We start from the raw sequence: 16,529 nt of genomic DNA, 5'->3' as shown, positions 1-16,529 counted from the left end.
CGGGGATCTCCCGGGCGGTCCCGGTACCGTGTGCGGGTGTCTTCCGCACGTGATCTTCTCGCCGCCCTTCTGCTGACCCTCGCCACCGTCCTCGGTGCCCTCTGGCTGCCCGGCGTGTGGCTCCATGAGCACGTCATCGACCAGGAGGGCTTCCTCGACGTCGCCCAGCCGCTCGCGGAGGATCCCGAGGTCCAGCGCACCCTCTCGGACAGCGCGGTGGAGACGCTGCTGGACGATGATCGGATCCCCGGCTGGGTCGCGGACCAGGTCGCTCCCATCGCCCAGGAGCAGGCCCCGAGGATCACCGGCACCGACATGTATGCGACCCTCTGGGACGAGACCATGGCGGACCTGCACGAGGCCCTGTTCACGCCGGGCGAGGACGCGCTCGGCGTCGACCTCGGCCCCGTGATCGACGAGCTCCTGGTCTCCGTCGAAGAGGTCATCCCGTTCGATATCCCGCGGCCCGACGATGCCACCGCCACGCTCGCGACCATCCCGGACGTACCGCTGCTGAACCACGCAGCGACCCTCGCGCCCTGGACCCCCTGGATGGGACCGGCAGCCCTCGCCCTCGCCGTCCTCGCTCTGGCGATCGCCGCGCACCGCCGGTCGTTCCTGATCCTGGCGGGCATCGCCGGGATCCTGGCGGGCGCGCTGACGTGCCTGCTGGCTGATCAGATCGGCACCGTGGTCCCGGACTCCGTGGACCGGGCGGATTTCATCGGTCCCATCGTCCAGGCCTTCGAGGTCCGTTTCGCGGCCGACCTGATGCCCCAGGGCGTGATCCTGCTCGGCGTCGGTGCCCTGGTGGCAGCCGCGGGACTGGTCCTGGTCGGCCTCCGCCGCCGCAGCTGACCCCGTGCCTCAGAGCAGCCCGAGGCGCTCGAAGGCGATCAGTACACCGTGCTCGGCGGGGCCGGGCACCTCCAGATCTGCTGCCTCGCGCAGCGCAGCCGGTGCTCCGTGGATCACGACGCCCGTCCCGGCGGCTCGCACCATCCCCAGGTCGTTCATCCCGTCCCCGATCCCGACCGTCGCGGTGAGCTCGATGCCGAGGTGCCCGGCCACCTGGCGGACGCCGTCGGCCTTGTCGATCTCCCGCAGGTGCAGCTCCCCGGAGCTGGTGTCGTCCTGCGCGATCGAGTTCGGCAGCGCCCCGACCTCCGGGCCGATCTCCTCGGCGAGCTGTTCGACCCGGACCGGCGAGCCCCACAGCGAGATCTTCGCGAAGGAGCACGTCGCGAGGTCCGCAGGCGTCCGCGCGGCGTCCACGATGTCCTGAGGGCCGCGGCCGACACCGCCGGCGAGACCGGGCTGCGGTGAGCCGACGCCGGCGCGGATCCGTGCTGCGGTCTCGGGCGTGCAGTACAGCGCTTCGGGGGCCTCGAGCGCGAAGGCCACGCCGTGCCCCTGCAGGATCTCCACGGAGCGACGGCCGAGCTCCTGGGGGAAGCGTGTATCGCGCAGGACGTCCGTGCCCACTCGGACGTACGCCCCCGCGGACGCGACCACCCCGTCGAAGAGCGCGGCGACGTCGGGCGCGACGATCGAGGCGGGCCGCCCGGTGCACAGCAGCACCGTGTGTCCGGCCGAGCGGGCACGGCGGACGGCGTCGGCATGCTGGGGCGGGGCGACGCCGTGAGCGGCGAAGGTGCCGTCGAAGTCGATGAAGACGCAGTGTCGTGCGGGCATGGATCCTCCGGTGCGGGGTGCGGGGTGCGGGGTGCGGGGTGCGGGGTGCGGGGTGCGGGGTGCGGGGTGCGGGGAGCGGGTCAGCGCGGGCGGTGCACGCTGATCAGCACGGAGACGCTGACCGGCGGCGGTGAGGCCGGGTCGAGACGGGCGAGCGCAGCATCCAGATCGGCGACCTCGAGGTGCCGGGCGCTCGGCGTCATCCAGGCCAGGTCCCGGGCGGTCTCCGCGGACAGGGACAGGTCGACGTGGAGCTCGCGCCGGGCGGTCTCCGCGAAGTGCGGATCCAACGCGGCGTGCAGCCGCTCCTCCTTGTGGGGATCGACGGCGACCGTGCCGGGGACCAGGTCGCGCAGCTGGGCGAGGTGCCCCTCGAGCGGCCGCACCACGATCAGGCTCCCGCCGGGGCGCAGCACGCGCGCGAACTCGGTGGGGTTGCGCGGGGCGAAGGCATCCAGCAGCAGGTCGGCACAGCCGTCGGCGAGGGGGAGCGGGGCGAACACGTCCGCGCTGCAGACCGCCGCGCGGTCATGGCTGCGAGCGGCGAAGCGCAGCGAGCGGACGGAGGTGTCGAAGCCCAGCCCGCGAGCGGCGGGGAAGCGATCCAGGAGCCCGGCGAGGTAGTAGCCGGGCCCGCATCCGGCATCGAGGATGGTCGGGGCCGGGCTGCTGCTGCGGGGTGCGTCCGCGGCCAGGTCCGGGACGTGTGACTCGGCGAGGTCACCGATCGCCTCGAGAAGGGGAGCGTAGGCCCCGGTGGCCAGGAACCGCTGTCTGGCCCGGGCCATCTCGTCGTCGTCCCCGCTGGTGGCGCCGCTGCCGCTCAGCAGTGAGACGTAGCCGGCGCGAGCGAGGTCGAAGGTGTGCCCGTGGCTGCAGCGCAGCATGTTCTGCGAGGCCTGCAGGGCGCCTCCGCAGGCGGGGCAGCGCAGCGCATCGAGGAGCCCTGCCAGGGCGGAGGGGACGGCGGTCGGCACCCACATAGAGTACGTGCCGTCGGCCCTCAGGCCTCAGCCCCCTCCACGGCGGCGGTCGCGTGCTTTCCGGCCGAGGAGATGTACTCCCGCAGATGCTGGCCGGTCAGCGTCGAGGCATCCGCGACCAGCTGCGCCGGAGTGCCCTCGAAGACGACCTCGCCGCCTTCGACGCCGGCTCCCGGTCCCAGGTCGATGATCCAGTCCGCGTGCGCCATCACGGCCTGATGGTGCTCGATCACGATGACGGTCTTCCCGGTCTCGACCAGCCTGTCCAGCAGGGCCAGCAGATTGCCCACGTCGGCCAGATGCAGCCCCGTGGTCGGTTCGTCGAGGACGAAGACACCACCCTTGTCGCCCATGTGGGTGGCGAGCTTGAGCCGCTGGCGCTCGCCTCCGGAGAGCGTCGTCAGCGGCTGCCCGATCGTGAGATACCCGAGCCCGACATCGCTCATGTGCCCCAGCAGCTTCGCCGCGGTCGGCACCTTCGACTCCGGGGCGGAGAAGAACTCCCGGGCCTCGTCCACCGACATCAGCAGCACGTCGGCGATGTTCGTCCCGCCGAGCGTGTACTCGAGCACGGCCGCCTGGAACCGCCTGCCCTCGCACTCCTCGCACGGGGTCGTGACCGTCTCCATGAAGCCGAGCTCGGTGAAGATCACGCCCGCGCCCTTGCAGACCGGGCAGGCCCCCTCCGAGTTGTTGGAGAACAGGGCGGGCTTCACGCCATTTGCTTTGGCGAAGGCCTTCCGGATGGGCTCGAGCAGCCCGGTGTAGGTCGCCGGGTTGGAGCGGCGGGAGCCGCGGATGGCGGATTGGTCGACGACGGTGACGTCGGCCCCGCGCGGCAGGCTGCCGTGGACCAGTGAGCTCTTGCCCGACCCGGCGACCCCGGTGATGACGCTGAGCACCCCCAGCGGGATGTCGACGTCGACGTCGCGGAGGTTGTGGTGGCTCGCGCCGCGGATCTCGATCGCCCCGCTCCGCTCGCGCACCTGCTCTTTCAGAGCGACGCGCCGGTCGAGGTGGCGGCCGGTCAGGGTGGCGGAGGCGCGCAGGCCCTCCACGTCCCCTTCGTACTGAAGCCGGCCGCCCTCGGCGCCGGCGCGGGGGCCGAGGTCGACGACGTGGTCGGCGATCGCGATGGTCTCCGGCTTGTGCTCGACGACCAGCACGGTGTTGCCCTTGTCGCGCAGCGCGAGCAGCAGCTGGTTCATGGTGGCGATGTCGTGGGGATGCAGACCGATGGTGGGCTCATCGAACACGTAGGTGACGTCGGTCAGCGCCGAGCCGAGGTGGCGGATCATCTTGGTGCGCTGGGACTCGCCGCCCGAGAGCGTGCCGGAGGGGCGGTCCAGGGACAGGTACCCCAGCCCGATCATGACGAACGACTCCAGCAGGGCCGAGAGATTGCTCAGCAGCGGCGCGACCGTCGGCCCGCTGTGCCGCTCGCGCAAGGACTCGACCCAGCCCGCCAGATCGGTGATCTGCAGGGCGCTCGCGTCGGCGATGGAGACTCCGTCGATGGTGGAGGTGCGCGCGTGCTCCGCCAGACGCGTGCCCTCGCAGTCGGGGCAGACGATGAACTTCACGGCACGGTCCACGAACGCGCGCACATGGGGCTGCATGGACTCGCGATCCTTGTTCAGCATGGATTTCTGGATCTTCGGGATCAGACCCTCGTAGGTCATGTTCATCCCGTCGATCGAGATCTTCGTCGGCTCCTTGTACAGGAAGTCGTGCATTTGGCGCTTGGTGAAGGACTTGATCGGCTGATCCGAGGGGTAGAAACCGGAGGAGGCGAAGATCTTCACGTACCAGCCGCCCGGTGAGTAGTTGGGGATCGTGAAGGGTCCCTCGTCCAGTGACTTGTTCTCGTCGTACAGCTCGGCGAGGTCGACGTCGGAGATCTGTCCCATGCCCTCGCAGCGCGGGCACATCCCGCCCACCCTGGAGTAGCTCGCCTTCTGGGCGATCGTCTTCTCGCCCTTGTCGACGGTGACCGCGCCGGCGCCGCTGACACTCGGCACGTTGAAGGAGTAGGCGCCCGGCCCCCCGACGTGCGGCTCGGCGAGCTTGGAGAACAAGGTGCGCAGGTAGGCGCCCGCATCGGTGACGGTGCCGACGGTGGAGCGCACGTTGGCGCCCATCCGCTCCTGATCCACGATGATCGCCGTGGTGAGGTTCTGGAGCTCGTCGACATCGGGACGGGCGAGGGAGGGCATGAAGCCCTGCACGAAGGAGCTGTAGGTCTCGTTGATCATCCGCTGCGACTCCGCGGCGATCGTGCCGAAGACCAGCGAGCTCTTCCCGGAGCCGGAGACCCCGGTGAAGACGGTCAGCCGGCGCTTGGGGATGTCGAGCGAGACGTCGCGGAGGTTGTTCTCCCGGGCACCGCGCACCCGGATCGCATCGTGGGCATCGGCAGGCGGCTGGTGCGGCGAGGGGGCGGTCATCGGTTCCTCCAGGGCGTCGAGATCGTGCGGCCGGTCCGGGTCCTGCGGTCCTCCAGCCTATCCTTGAAGACCCGGTTGAGACCTGGTAGCCGGTGGCGCAGCCACGGGCGCGAAAATCCTCAAAGGAGGTCGAGATGCGGCCCATCGACCTGGCCCGTGAGCACGGGCTGTCGTCGCAAGCGGTGCGCAACTACGAGCAGGCCGGCGCCCTGCCGCCCGCGGAGCGCACCGCCTCCGGCCACCGGGTCTACACCGCCCGGCATGCGGCGGCGCTGCGGGCGTTCCTCGCCCTCGTGCAGGCGAGCGGCCACCGGCCGGCGCTGGAGATCATGACGGCACTGCACGCCGACGACGTCGAGCGGGCACTGGCGCTGCTCGACGGCGCGCATGCCCAACTGCTGCGGGACCGCTCCACCCTCGACACGGTCGCACAGGCGGCCGGCGCTCTCACCGGCGAGGGCGACACCGCGGAAGCCGCCGGGTCGAAGTCGGCGCGCGGCGCGGGGACGCGCGGCACCGGCACCGGCGACACCCGGGCGGGAGGCGTCGCCCGGCTCCGAGACGCCCCGGGGCGCGACCTGCGCATCGGTGAGCTCGCGGCCCGGCTCGAGATCTCTCCGGCCACCCTGCGGGCGTGGGAAGACCAGGGACTGATCGCCGCGCCTCGCGAGCGGGGCAGCGGCCAGCGGCTGTATCCACCGGCGCAGGTGCGCGACGCCGAGCTCGTCCACCTGCTGCGCCGCGCGGGCCACCGGCTGGAGGACATCGCCCTCGTCCTCGACCAGGTGCGCAGCATGGGGGAGACCTCATCGGTCCGCACCGCCCTGGAGGCCTCCCGCCGGCAGGTCACGGCGCGAGGCCTCGCCCTGCTCGAGGCGTCCGCCGCACTGGCCGCCTACGTCCGCCCGGAGGCGACTAGCCTGAGACGGTGACCGATGAGCAGACGCACGATGAGCCCACCCATTACGACATCGCCCTGATCGGGTCGGGCTCGGCCAATTCGTTCCCCGGCCCCGAGTTCGCCGATCGTCGCATCGTGCAGATCGACCGCGGAGTGGGCCCGGACCACGTGTTCGGCGGAACCTGCCTGAACGTGGGCTGCATCCCCACCAAGATGTTCGTCCACACCGCGAACCTCGCCCACGTGCCCGCCGAATCCGGCCGCTTCGGCCTGACCGAGCAGCTGCGCCACGTGGACTGGCGCGCCATCCGCGACCGCATCTTCGGGCGCATCGACCCGATCACCGCGGGCGGGGAGGCGTACCGCCGTGATCACGAGGACAACTCCAACCTCACATTGATCCGCGGCACCGCCACCTTCACCGGTCCCAAGACCCTCTCCGTCCTCGACCGCGACGGCGGCACCCGCACCATCACCGCGGACGACATCATCCTCGGCGCCGGGTCGCGCCCGATCCTGCCCCCGATCGACGGGCTCGAGGACGCTGAGCCCCACACGTCGGACACCATCATGCGCATCGAGGAGCTGCCCGCCTCCCTCGCGATCCTCGGCTCCGGCGTGATCGCCGTGGAGATGGCGCACGTGTTCGCCTCACTCGGCGTCGAGGTCACCCTCATCGCCCGCTCCGAGCAGGTGCTGCGGGCGGCCGACGCCGACGTCTCGGCGCGGATCACCCAGATCCTCGGCGGTCGACTGACGCTGCACACGCGACTGTCGACCACGTCGGTCCATCGCACCGACGAGGGGGTGCAGCTGCGCGGCCAGCGCGACGGAGAGGAGATCGTGGTCCGCGCCGAGGAGCTGCTGGTCGCCACCGGGCGCCGCCCGAACTCCGATCTGCTGGACGTCGCCGCCGCCGGCATCGACACCACCGCCGACGGTCGCGTGCTGGTCGACGCGCATCAGCGCGTCCTCGGCGGCGGCGAGGTGCTCGAGGGGATGTGGGCGCTGGGAGACCTCTCCAGCCCCCACCAGCTCAAGCACGTCGCCAACCACGAGCAGCGCATCGTCCGGCACAACCTCGCCCACCCCGAACGGCTGCGCCGCTCGGACACCATGCCGGTGCCCAGCGGGGTGTTCACCCATCCGCAGATCGCGTGGGTCGGGATGGACGAGGCCGCGGCGCGGGCCGACGGGCGGGACGTGAAGGTCGCCGTCCAGGAGTACGCCTCGATCGCCTACGGCTGGGCCATGGAGGACACCACCGGTTTCGCCAAGATCATCGCCGACGCCGAGACCACCGAGATCCTCGGCGCCCACATCATCGGCCCCGAGGCCACCACGCTGATCCAGCTGCTGATCCAGGCCATGAGCACCGGCCAGACCGCCCGGGACATCGCCACCACGCAGTACTGGATCCATCCGGCGATGCCGGAGCTGGTCGAGAACGCGCTGCTGCAGCTGGTGGACTGACCCGGCGGGCCCCGGCCCGGTCGCTGGCCCGCCGCCGGGAGCCGGCGAGAAGTGCTCAGCCCTGGTCGGCGCCGGGGAGGCAGGACTTCAGCGGATCCTGTTCGATCTCGGGCGCCTTCTGCGACGAGTCCCCGGAGCCCTCGCTCGGCGTGGAGGACTCGTCGGTCGGTTCGGCCTCGGTGGTCTCCTCCTGCGAGGGAGTCTCCTCGGCGGGCGAGTCGCCCTCGTCGGTGCCGGGCTCGCCCTCGGGCGGGGCACCGGTCTCGGCGGGCTCGTCCGAGCCGGGCTCGGTCTCGCCGATCACGGATTCCGGCGGATCCTGCTTCATGGAGTCCTCGATCGAGGCGTCGACCCAGTCCTCGAGGTAGTCCCAGTCGGCGTCGTAGGACGGTGTGACGTCCTGTGTGATCGGGTAGGAGGTGAACCCGCCCTCCTTGACCCGCAGGGCGAGATCGATGAAGGCGTCCAGGTTCGAGACGGGGATGTCCGTCTGGATGTTCTCCTCGGTCGCGTTGACCAGCTTCGGGATGGACATGGCGACCGTCGCGGGGTCGGCCTCCTCGGTGACCGCGCGCACGATGCGCTGCTGGCGGCACATGCGGTTGAAGTCGTTCGACCCCTCGCGGGAGCGTGCGTACCACAGCGCGTGGTAGCCGTCGAGCTCCTGCTCGCCGGGCTCGATGTATCCGGAGATGGGGCCGGCGCCGCCGCCGATGGGGATGCGGCGCTCGACGACCATCTCCACGCCGCCCAGGGCGTTGACGAGGTCCTCGAAGCCCTGGAGGTTCACCATCGCGTAGTAGTCGGTCTCCAGGCCGAGGGTCTCCTCGACCGCCCACGTGGTCGCCGTCAGCCCCGGGTTCGGGTCGTCCGGGAAGAGATCCGGACGGTCCTCCGCCCAGGTCCACACGGCGTTGATGAGGTTCTGCTGCGGCCCGAAGTAGTCGAAGCCGTCGGGGAACACCTCGGCCGCCGCCGTGCCCTCGGGGAACTCGACGCTCTCGAGGTTGCGGGGGATGGAGAACAGGGCCGTCTGCCCCGTCTTGGTGTCGATCGAGGCGACCATGAGCGTGTCCGGACGGGTCCCGGTGCGATCCGCACCGGCATCCTGCCCGAGCAGGAGGATGTTGACCCGTTCCTTGCCCGCCCAGGGATCCTTGCCGTCGGCCAGCGGATTGTCCCCGTTGCGCCCCCCGAACACCGTGTCGGACCCGAGCAGCCCCTGGTACGCCCACAGCGACTGGACGCCCCGACCGAAGGGGACGGCGACGGCCACCACCATCAGCGCGGCGAGACCGAGGGCGACGAAGCGCTTGGCCCCGGCCAGACGCTGCTCGGTGGAGTGGGCGAGGTTCGCCAGCACGATCTGCAGGCCCCAGACGAGCCCGACGACCACGACCGTGACCATGGCCCCGATCAGCAGGCCGCGGTTGGTGATCAGCATCATGGCGTTGCGCAGCGGATCGCCCACCTGCATGAACGCCACGACGGATACGAGCGCGAGAGCGAGCAGCGCCAGGAGCACCCAGCCCAGCCGGCGCATCCGCGTGGTCAGCAGGCCCGCCCCGGGAAGGATGGAGGTCAGGACGGTCCAGAACGCCACTTTCGGCAGCGACCCGGAGTCGGCGTCCGGGGCGCCCTCGCCGTCCGCGTCGGGTCGGGTGCGCAGGGGGCGCCGACCGTCGGCATCCGCGGCGCCCTCGGAGGGGACGGCGGAGGACGCAGGATCGTCGGAGTCGCCGCCCGATGACGCGGCACCGGGGCCGGCGGACGACGCGGGACCACCGGGGGACGCAGCACCGTGGACGTCGGACGTCGGTCCCGCGGCCGCAGCCGCTTGCTGCCCCTCCGGGGCAACCGGTGCAGAGGGGACGGACGGTGCGGACTGCGCCGAGACGGGCGTCGTGCGTCCCGGGACGACGGTCGGGCCGCGCCCGCTCGAGTCGGGTTCGCCGCGCCGGTTCTGGCGCGCGGACTGCCCGCTGGACGAGTCCTCCGCCGTAGGTGCCTCGTCCGCCGGGCGCGATCCTGAGGGGAACGTCCGCGCCTGCGAGTAGTCCCGCGCGGCATCTCGCCGTTCGGCACCGAGGCCTTCGCTGGCACCCGGGGCGCCGGATCCGGCGCTGCTATCGGGGGTGATGGGCGGCGACGCGCCGGCGCCGGGCGCGAGCGGCTCGGCGGGGGATCGGGGAGCGTGCTCGCTCGACCACGCGTCGGGCTCCGGAGAGCCCTCGGCGGCGGACCAGGCATCGTGCTCCGACGTGGACGACGCCGACGATGCGGAACCAGCGGAGGACCAGGCGTCGTGCTCGCCGGCGGACGCGGGCCCGGCGGCGTCAGCCGAGCCGGCCGCGCCAGCGGCTCCGGCGGCTCCGGCCGCGGCAGATCCCTGGAGCGGGAAGGCGGCACGGCGACCACGGGCACGTCTCGGCGCGGATCCGGTCGGCGACTGCGGCTCGCCGGACGGCTGCGTTCCGACCGGCGACGACGGCGACTGCGAGCCGGGCGGCGGCTGCGCGCCACCCGAGTGCGGCTCGGCGGAGGGCTGCTCTCCGCCGGAGGACCGAGAGCCGGAGGACTGAGAGGCCGCGGTCTCCTCCGAACCGCCCGCGGGGGAATCGGGGAGGTCAGTGGCCGGCAGCTGCGCCGTGGGGGGCTCGGCCGCCGATGCGGGCTCTGCAGAGCCTCCGGAGGCCGGGGTCCCGCCGATCCACGTGCGCTTGGGTTTGCGGGCGCCGAAGGCAGCGTCACGATTCCTCTGCGCCTGGTCCGGCGGCAGGCTCGGGGAGTCGGCACGTCGGGCCGGATCTTGGTGTCTGCCGGACCGACGGCGCCGGCGCCGGGGGGCCGAGGGCGGGTCCGTCATGCACTACATCCTAGGTTCACGGCGTCGGATCCTCTCGCATGTCGCTGTGAGAACGTCGTGGAGGTCATGTGCAATATCCATCCGGGGTGCATCCGTATCCTGGTCCCATGCGCCTGATCCACACCCCGACGACGGACCTGACCTACGACGACTGCTTCTTCCTGCCGGCTCGTTCCGCGGTCACCTCCCGTTCCGACGTCGACCTCAGCAGCGACGACGGCACCGGCACCACCATCCCGCTGGTGGCCGCGAACATGACCGCCGTGACCGGCCGCCGGATGGCCGAGGTCATGGCACGGCGCGGTGGCCTCGCCGTGCTCCCGCAGGATCTCTCGCCGGAGCGGATCGACTCGATCGTGCGCTCGGTGAAGCAGCGAGACCTGCTCGTCGACCACCCGCTCACGCTCACGGCGGACGGCACCCTGGGTCAGGCCGCGGAGCTGCTGCTCAAGCGCCCGCACCCCATCGTCGTCGTGGTCGATGAGCACCACCGCCCCCTCGGCGCCGTCTCCGCGGAGGAGATCGCCGGACGCGACTCCTTCGCCGCCGTGGGCGACGTGCTCAGCGAGGACGTTCCCATCCTCGGGACGGCGGACCTCGCCGTCGAACCCGCTGCACTGCACGGACGGATCGCCGCCACCCACCACGACGCCGCCATCGTCGTCGACGACGCACCCGGCCGGAGCGAAGGCGGAGGTGCCGGTGTGCTGCGGGGCGTCCTGACCGCCACCAGCGTGCTGCGCTCGACGATCTACCGCCCCGCCACCGACGACGCGGGCCGGCTGCGCATCGCCGTCGCCGTCGGCATCAACGCCGACGTCGCCACGCGGGTCCGCGACCTGGTCGATGCCGGCGTCGACGTGATCGTGCTGGACACGGCCCACGGCCATCAGGACCGCATGCTCGAGGCCCTGCGCAGCGCCCGCGGCGTGCTCGGGGACAGCGGGAGCACGCCGGTGCGCCTGGTCGCCGGGAACGTGGTCACGGCCGAGGGCACGCGCGAGCTGATCGAAGCCGGCGCGGACATCGTCAAGGTCGGTGTCGGTCCAGGCGCGATGTGCACCACCCGCATGATGACCGGCGTCGGCCGCCCGCAGTTCTCCGCAGTCCTCGAGTGCGCCGCCGAGGCCGAGCGGCTCGGCGGCCACGTGTGGGCCGACGGCGGGGTCCGCCACCCCCGTGACGTGGCGCTCGCGCTGGCGGCGGGCGCCTCCAACGTGATGATCGGCTCCTGGTTCGCCGGGACCTTCGAGTCCCCGGGCCAGATGCGCACCGACGAGAGCGGCCGCCGTTTCAAGGAGAGCTTCGGCATGGCCTCCAAGCGAGCCGTCTCCCATCGCACGGCCCACGAGGACGCCTTCGCCCGCGCCCGCAAGGGCCTGTTCGAGGAGGGCATCTCCACCTCCCGCATGTACCTCGCCGACGGCAGGGGAGGAGTGGAGGACCTGATCGACGAGATCACCGCCGGCGTGCGCTCCTCCTACACCTACGCGGGGGCCCGCACCACGCCCGAGTTCCGCGAGCGCGCCGTGATCGGGCTGCAGAGCGCCGCAGGCTATGCCGAGGGCCGGCCTGTCGCGGCGTCCTGGAGCTGAGCGCTAGGCTTCGAGCATGACGACTCTCGTGATCGGTGGCGCCGGGTACATCGGATCGCACGTGGTGCGACTCCTCGTCGAACGAGGGGAGACGGTGGTCGTGGTCGACAACCTCTCCACCGGGATCGAGCAGCGCACCGAGGGTGCCGAGCTGCTCGAGCTCGACATCACCGCACCCGACGCCAGCGAGAAGCTCGCCTTCCAGCTGCGGGCCTCCGGCGCGGACTCGGTGATCCACTTCGCCGCGCACAAGCAGGTCGGCGAATCCGTCGAGAAGCCCGAGATGTACTGGCACGACAACATCGGCGGTCTCGCCAACGTGCTGGCCGCCTGCGCGAGCGCCGAGGTGCGCGACGTCGTCTTCTCCTCCTCCGCCGCGGTCTACGGGATGCCCGACGTGGACCTCGTGACCGAGGAGCTCGAACCCCGGCCCATCAACCCCTACGGCGCGACCAAGTACGTCGGTGAATGGATGCTGGCCGACGCCGAACGCGCCCACGGGATGCGCACCGTGGCGCTGCGCTACTTCAACGTCGCCGGCGCCGGCTGGCCCGAGCTGGCCGACACCGCTGTGATGAACCTGGTGCCGATCGTCCTGGACCGCCTCGAGCAGGGGAAGGCGCCCGTGGTCTTCGGCGACGATTACGACACCCCCGACGGCACCTGCATCCGGGACTACGTGCACGTCCTGGACCTCGCCCACGCCCACATCGCTGCGCTGGACTACCTGCGCGGCGAGGATCGCCCCCACCGGGTGTTCAACGTCGGCACCGGCGAGGGCTCCAGCGTGCTGGAGGTCATCGACGCCATCGCCCGCGCCAAGGGCATCGAGATCACGCCCGAGATCGGCGAGCGCCGCCCCGGGGACCCCGCCCGCCTGATCTGCTCCGGGGACCGCATCGCCCAGCACCTCGGGTGGAAGTCCGAGCACGGGCTCGATGACATCGTCCGCTCGGCTGTCGAGGCTCGCTCCGCGACCGTGGAGCCCGACGTCGAGGCGTACCCAAGGGCCTGACGGCACATCCCCTCGGAGCCTGAGTCCGCTCGTCCAGAGACCTGACGGTGCCCACGCCGGCAGCCAGTTCGCAGCCACCGCCCTGTCGGCGGATCGTCCGTGCACGAGTGCTCAGGACGGGTGCTCAGGTGAGGTAGCGGTAGATCGGCTCGCTGGGGTCGATCCGTTCGATGTGCAGGTTCGAGGCCGCCATGCGAGACATCAGCGGTTCGAGGTCCGTGCGCTCGCCGATCTCGATCCCCACCAGCGCCGGCCCCTCCTCGCGGTTGTTGCGCTTGATGTAGTCGAACAGCACGATGTCGTCGTGGGGGCCGAGCACCCGGTCCAGGAAACGGCGCAGCGCCCCCGGCTCCTGGGGGAACGTGATCAGGAAGTAGTGCTTGAGGCCCTCGTGGACCAGGGAGCGCTCGACGACTTCGTGGTATCGGGAGACGTCGTTGTTGCCGCCCGAGAGGATGACGATGATGTCGCCGGTGCCCTCCGACGCGGCGTCGGCCGGCTCGCCGTCCACCTGACCTGTGCCGCCCTGTCGTGCGGTCGCTCCGGTTCCCCCGATCGCACCGGTGGACACGGCGGTCGCGGCCAGCGCTCCGGCGGGCTCCGCGATGATGCCGTCGACCTGATAGAGCTCGAGCATCTCGGTGCAGACTGCGCCTTCGTCGACCGTCGTCAGCTCGGGCTCGGCGGCCTGCACCATCCGCAGGGGGTCCGCGCCGACCCGGCGCACCGAGGCCCCGTCGACGAAGCGATCCATGTCCTGCAGGGTCACGGGGTGACCGGCCTCCAGCGCGGCGGCCATGGACGCCGCCCCGGCGGGTTCGACGCCGAGCATCCGCACTGACGGGGCGCGCTCGCGCAGCCAGGCGGCACAGCCGCCCAGCAGGCCGCCGCCGCCGACGGGGAGCACCATGGCGGCCGGCTCACGGCCGTGCTCGCTGCGCAGCTGCTGGACCGCCTCGAGCGCCACCGTGCCCTGTCCCGCCATGACCAGGGGGTCATCGAACGGCGGCACCGGGGTGGCGCCGGTGCGCTCGGCGTCCGCGGCCGCGGCCTCCGCCGCGTCGTCGAAGGTGTCGCCGATCAGCACCAGCTCGACGAGGTCACCGCCGATAGCGGTGATCCTCTCGCGCTTCTGCCGCGGCGTGGTGCTCGGGACGTAGATGCGGCCGTGGATGCCCAGGGACCGGCAGGCGTGGGCGACGCCCTGGGCATGGTTGCCTGCGCTCGCGGCCACCACGCCGGCCTCGCGGGCGGCCCGGTCGAGGGAGTCGAGGAACAGATGGGCGCCGCGCAGCTTGTACGAGCGCACCGACTGGAGATCCTCGCGCTTGAGCCACACCGGCACCCCGGCCAGGTCGCTCAGCCGCTCGCTGCGCAGCAGGGGAGTGCGCCGCAGGGCCGGTTCGAGGCGCACGGCCGCGGCCTCGACGTCCTCGGCGGTCAGCGGCAGCGTCGCACCGGACGGCGCCGTCACGACTCCTCCTGAGCGGCCACCAGGGCGGTCGCCATCGCCGCCAGCCCTTCGCCGCGCCCCGTGAGGCCCAGAGCGTCCGTGGTGGTGCCCGAGACGGACACCGGAGCCCCGGCGGCCTCGCTCATCGCGGCGCAGGCCTCGTCGCGTCGGCGCGAGAGGTGCGGGCGATTGCCGATGACCTGCACCGAGACGTTGGAGATGGTGAATCCGGCCTCGCGGACCCGCCGGGCCGCCTCGGCGAGCAGACGCGCCCCCGAGGCCCCGGCCCACTCGGGCCGGTCGGTGCCGAAGTGCGCGCCCAGATCGCCGATCCCGGCTGCCGAGAAGAGGGCATCACAGGCGGCATGGCAGGCCACGTCGGCATCGGAGTGCCCGGACAGCCCGCGCTCGCCCTCCCAGTGCAGCCCCGCGACCCACAGCTCCCGCTGAGCGCCCTCCGGGGCGAAGGCGTGCACATCCACGCCGATGCCCACGCGCGGCAGGCCGGGCGTCATTCCCCGCCCTGCGCGTCGATCCGGGCGAGCAGACGGTCGATGTCGTCGTAGGTGACCTGGGGGCTGGTGCCCAGCAGCAGGGGCATCCCCGAGACCGTCGGGACGCCGAGGGCGGCCGGCAGATCCACGGTGCTGACGACGAGATCGGCGTGGAAATCCGCAGAGAGCAGGTCCATCACGGTCGCCTGGACGACGTGCGCGTCGCGGCCCTGGGAGGCGATGTGATCACGCACCTGCTCCGCGACGAGCGCGGAGGTGGCGATCCCCGCGCCGCACACGATGGCAATGGTGAGCATTCGATCTCCTGGACAGGTCGGAAGTGGGAGGCCGGCGGCCACGGACGACTGCGGTCCGCGGGCGTGACGGTGCCCGGGCGCCGGTCGATTCTGTCACGAGCAGGCTGAGCGGTCCACGAACGCTCCCGCGGACGTCTACGATGCCAGCGTGAATTCGTCCCGTCGCCACCGTTCCCGCCGGCGCGGCCGCGCCGCGGCAGTGGTGCTGGCCGGCGGGTCCGGCAGCCGGGTCGGCGCCGGGATCAACAAGGCCTTCCTGCCGCTGGCCGGGCGCAGCATCGCCAGCTGGGCGCTGAACACGCTGGCCACGGTCGAGGGCGTCGGGATCCTGGTGTTCGTGGTCCGGCCCGACGATCTCGAGCACGCGCGCTTCGTGGCCGGCCGCGAGACCGACGAGCCCCCCGAGATCATCACCGGCGGCGACACCCGCCAGGAGTCGGAACTGCTGGCGCTGCGTCATCTGGCCGACCGCATCGACACCGGCGCGGTCGACACCGTCCTCATCCACGACGCGGCCCGGCCGCTGATCTCCCACGGGCTCGCCGCCGCCGTGCTGCACGCCGCGCGGGAGAGCGGGGGAGCGGTCCCCGGGATGCCCGCCGTGGACATCGCACCCGTGGGCCGGCCCGGTCGCCTCGCCGCGGGGGACGGGTTCCGCCCGGACAGCCTGGTGCGGGTCCAGACCCCGCAGGGCTTCCACGCCGCCACGATCCTGGACGCCTACGAGGCCGCCGCCCGGGACGGCTTCGTCGGCACCGACACCGCCTCCTGCGCCGAGGCCTACACGCATACCCGCGTGACCTGGGTCCGCGGGGAGGAGACCAACTTCAAGATCACCTACGGCCAGGATCTGCTCCTGGCGCAGGACGTGGTGACCGCGCTAGGTTTGAGGACCGGGTGAGGAGGAGCTGATGTCCGTCCAGGAGAGCTTCCTGCGATGCACCGCCTGCGAGCAGGAGGCGGAGCACGTCGTCATCTATGCCGGGCGCTTCGTCTCCGAGATCCAGTGCACCGGCTGCGGAGCGCTCACGCGCCTGGACGTCTCCGACGCCTACCTTCCCGATCTCCGGCAGCGCATCTCCAGCAAGCCGGGTCGCCTCGTGCGTCGCCTGCGCAACGATCCCGGGGAGCTCGCCACCAGCCTCCCTCATCGCACACTGTCGAAGCCGAAGCGGATGGTCGAGGAGTTCCGCACCGTCTGGCGCAGCCGACGACGAGGCTGACCACGCTGATGACGCCCGGTCCCGGCTGAGGCCGGCCGCCGCGCTGGGCCACGGCGCTGGGGGCACC

At 72.0% G+C, this 16,529-nt stretch carries 14 protein-coding genes; 7 read left to right on the top strand and 7 right to left on the bottom strand.

Annotation, left to right across the window (positions count from 1 at the left end; all coding sequences use genetic code 11):
- The first annotated feature begins 36 nt into the window (after nt 1–36).
- Entirely contained in the window at nt 37–858 is an 822-nt protein-coding gene (locus ACFQRD_RS02020) for a hypothetical protein (protein ID WP_377803390.1), read from the top strand.
- 9 nt (nt 859–867) lie between these two features.
- Here the strand turns inward: ACFQRD_RS02020 and ACFQRD_RS02015 are convergent, their stop codons facing one another.
- From ACFQRD_RS02015 to ACFQRD_RS02005, 3 genes are all read right to left on the bottom strand, one after another.
- Nucleotides 868–1,695 carry an HAD hydrolase family protein gene (locus tag ACFQRD_RS02015; protein ID WP_377803389.1) on the bottom strand — a complete coding sequence of 276 codons (828 nt, stop codon included), beginning with the start codon at nt 1,693–1,695 and terminating at the stop codon, nt 868–870.
- An 80-nt stretch (nt 1,696–1,775) separates the two neighbouring features.
- Nucleotides 1,776–2,678 (bottom strand): putative RNA methyltransferase, encoded by a 903-nt coding sequence (locus ACFQRD_RS02010; RefSeq protein WP_377803388.1) that lies wholly within the window; start codon nt 2,676–2,678, stop codon nt 1,776–1,778.
- 20 nt (nt 2,679–2,698) lie between these two features.
- Complete coding sequence (locus ACFQRD_RS02005; RefSeq protein ID WP_377794211.1) at nt 2,699–5,125, bottom strand: ATP-binding cassette domain-containing protein; 2,427 nt, start codon at nt 5,123–5,125, stop codon at nt 2,699–2,701.
- Nucleotides 5,126–5,259: 134 nt separating this feature from the next.
- Between ACFQRD_RS02005 and ACFQRD_RS02000 the strand changes: the two genes are divergently transcribed.
- Nucleotides 5,260–6,057 (top strand): MerR family transcriptional regulator, encoded by a 798-nt coding sequence (locus ACFQRD_RS02000; RefSeq protein WP_377803387.1) that lies wholly within the window; start codon nt 5,260–5,262, stop codon nt 6,055–6,057.
- Nucleotides 6,054–7,499 (top strand): mycothione reductase, encoded by a 1,446-nt coding sequence (locus tag ACFQRD_RS01995; protein ID WP_377803386.1) that lies wholly within the window; start codon nt 6,054–6,056, stop codon nt 7,497–7,499. The genes ACFQRD_RS02000 and ACFQRD_RS01995 overlap by 4 nt, the downstream gene beginning before the upstream one ends.
- A 55-nt stretch (nt 7,500–7,554) precedes the next feature.
- Here ACFQRD_RS01995 and ACFQRD_RS01990 read toward each other — a convergent pair whose 3' ends face one another.
- A complete protein-coding gene (locus ACFQRD_RS01990) occupies nt 7,555–9,102 on the bottom strand; it encodes an LCP family protein (protein WP_377803385.1) in 1,548 nt (515 codons plus the stop codon).
- Nucleotides 9,103–10,472: 1,370 nt separating this feature from the next.
- Between ACFQRD_RS01990 and ACFQRD_RS01985 the strand changes: the two genes are divergently transcribed.
- Both ACFQRD_RS01985 and galE read left to right on the top strand, forming a co-directional pair.
- Nucleotides 10,473–11,960 (top strand): GuaB1 family IMP dehydrogenase-related protein, encoded by a 1,488-nt coding sequence (locus ACFQRD_RS01985; RefSeq protein ID WP_377803384.1) that lies wholly within the window; start codon nt 10,473–10,475, stop codon nt 11,958–11,960.
- Between the two features lie 16 nt (nt 11,961–11,976).
- Nucleotides 11,977–12,975 carry a UDP-glucose 4-epimerase GalE gene (gene galE, locus ACFQRD_RS01980; protein ID WP_377803383.1) on the top strand — a complete coding sequence of 333 codons (999 nt, stop codon included), beginning with the start codon at nt 11,977–11,979 and terminating at the stop codon, nt 12,973–12,975.
- 124 nt (nt 12,976–13,099) lie between these two features.
- Here the strand turns inward: galE and ilvA are convergent, their stop codons facing one another.
- From ilvA to ACFQRD_RS01965, 3 genes are read right to left on the bottom strand one after another with little or no spacing between them, the layout of a single operon-like run.
- Nucleotides 13,100–14,449: a threonine ammonia-lyase IlvA gene (gene ilvA / locus ACFQRD_RS01975; RefSeq protein ID WP_377803382.1), complete on the bottom strand. Its 1,350-nt coding sequence runs from the start codon at nt 14,447–14,449 to the stop codon at nt 13,100–13,102.
- Nucleotides 14,446–14,943, bottom strand: a complete 498-nt coding sequence (gene ispF, locus ACFQRD_RS01970; RefSeq protein WP_377803381.1) for a 2-C-methyl-D-erythritol 2,4-cyclodiphosphate synthase — start codon at nt 14,941–14,943, stop codon at nt 14,446–14,448. Before ispF ends, ilvA begins: the two co-directional genes overlap by 4 nt.
- Nucleotides 14,940–15,239, bottom strand: coding sequence for a PTS sugar transporter subunit IIB (locus ACFQRD_RS01965; protein ID WP_377020267.1), 300 nt, complete (start codon nt 15,237–15,239; stop codon nt 14,940–14,942). Before ACFQRD_RS01965 ends, ispF begins: the two co-directional genes overlap by 4 nt.
- Before the next feature lie 148 nt (nt 15,240–15,387).
- Here ACFQRD_RS01965 and ACFQRD_RS01960 point away from each other — a divergent pair, with 148 nt between their 5' ends.
- Nucleotides 15,388–16,140, top strand: coding sequence for a 2-C-methyl-D-erythritol 4-phosphate cytidylyltransferase (locus ACFQRD_RS01960; protein ID WP_377803380.1), 753 nt, complete (start codon nt 15,388–15,390; stop codon nt 16,138–16,140).
- A gap of 10 nt (nt 16,141–16,150) precedes the next feature.
- Nucleotides 16,151–16,462 (top strand): hypothetical protein, encoded by a 312-nt coding sequence (locus ACFQRD_RS01955; RefSeq protein ID WP_377020269.1) that lies wholly within the window; start codon nt 16,151–16,153, stop codon nt 16,460–16,462.
- The last annotated feature ends 67 nt before the right edge of the window (nt 16,463–16,529 follow it).

Source organism: Brachybacterium sp. GCM10030268 (genome assembly GCF_042666305.1).
Classification (GTDB): Bacteria; Actinomycetota; Actinomycetes; order Actinomycetales; family Dermabacteraceae; genus Brachybacterium.
The sequence above is the reverse complement of the archived record's forward strand: the minus strand, read 5'-3'. Positions and strand labels throughout refer to the sequence as shown.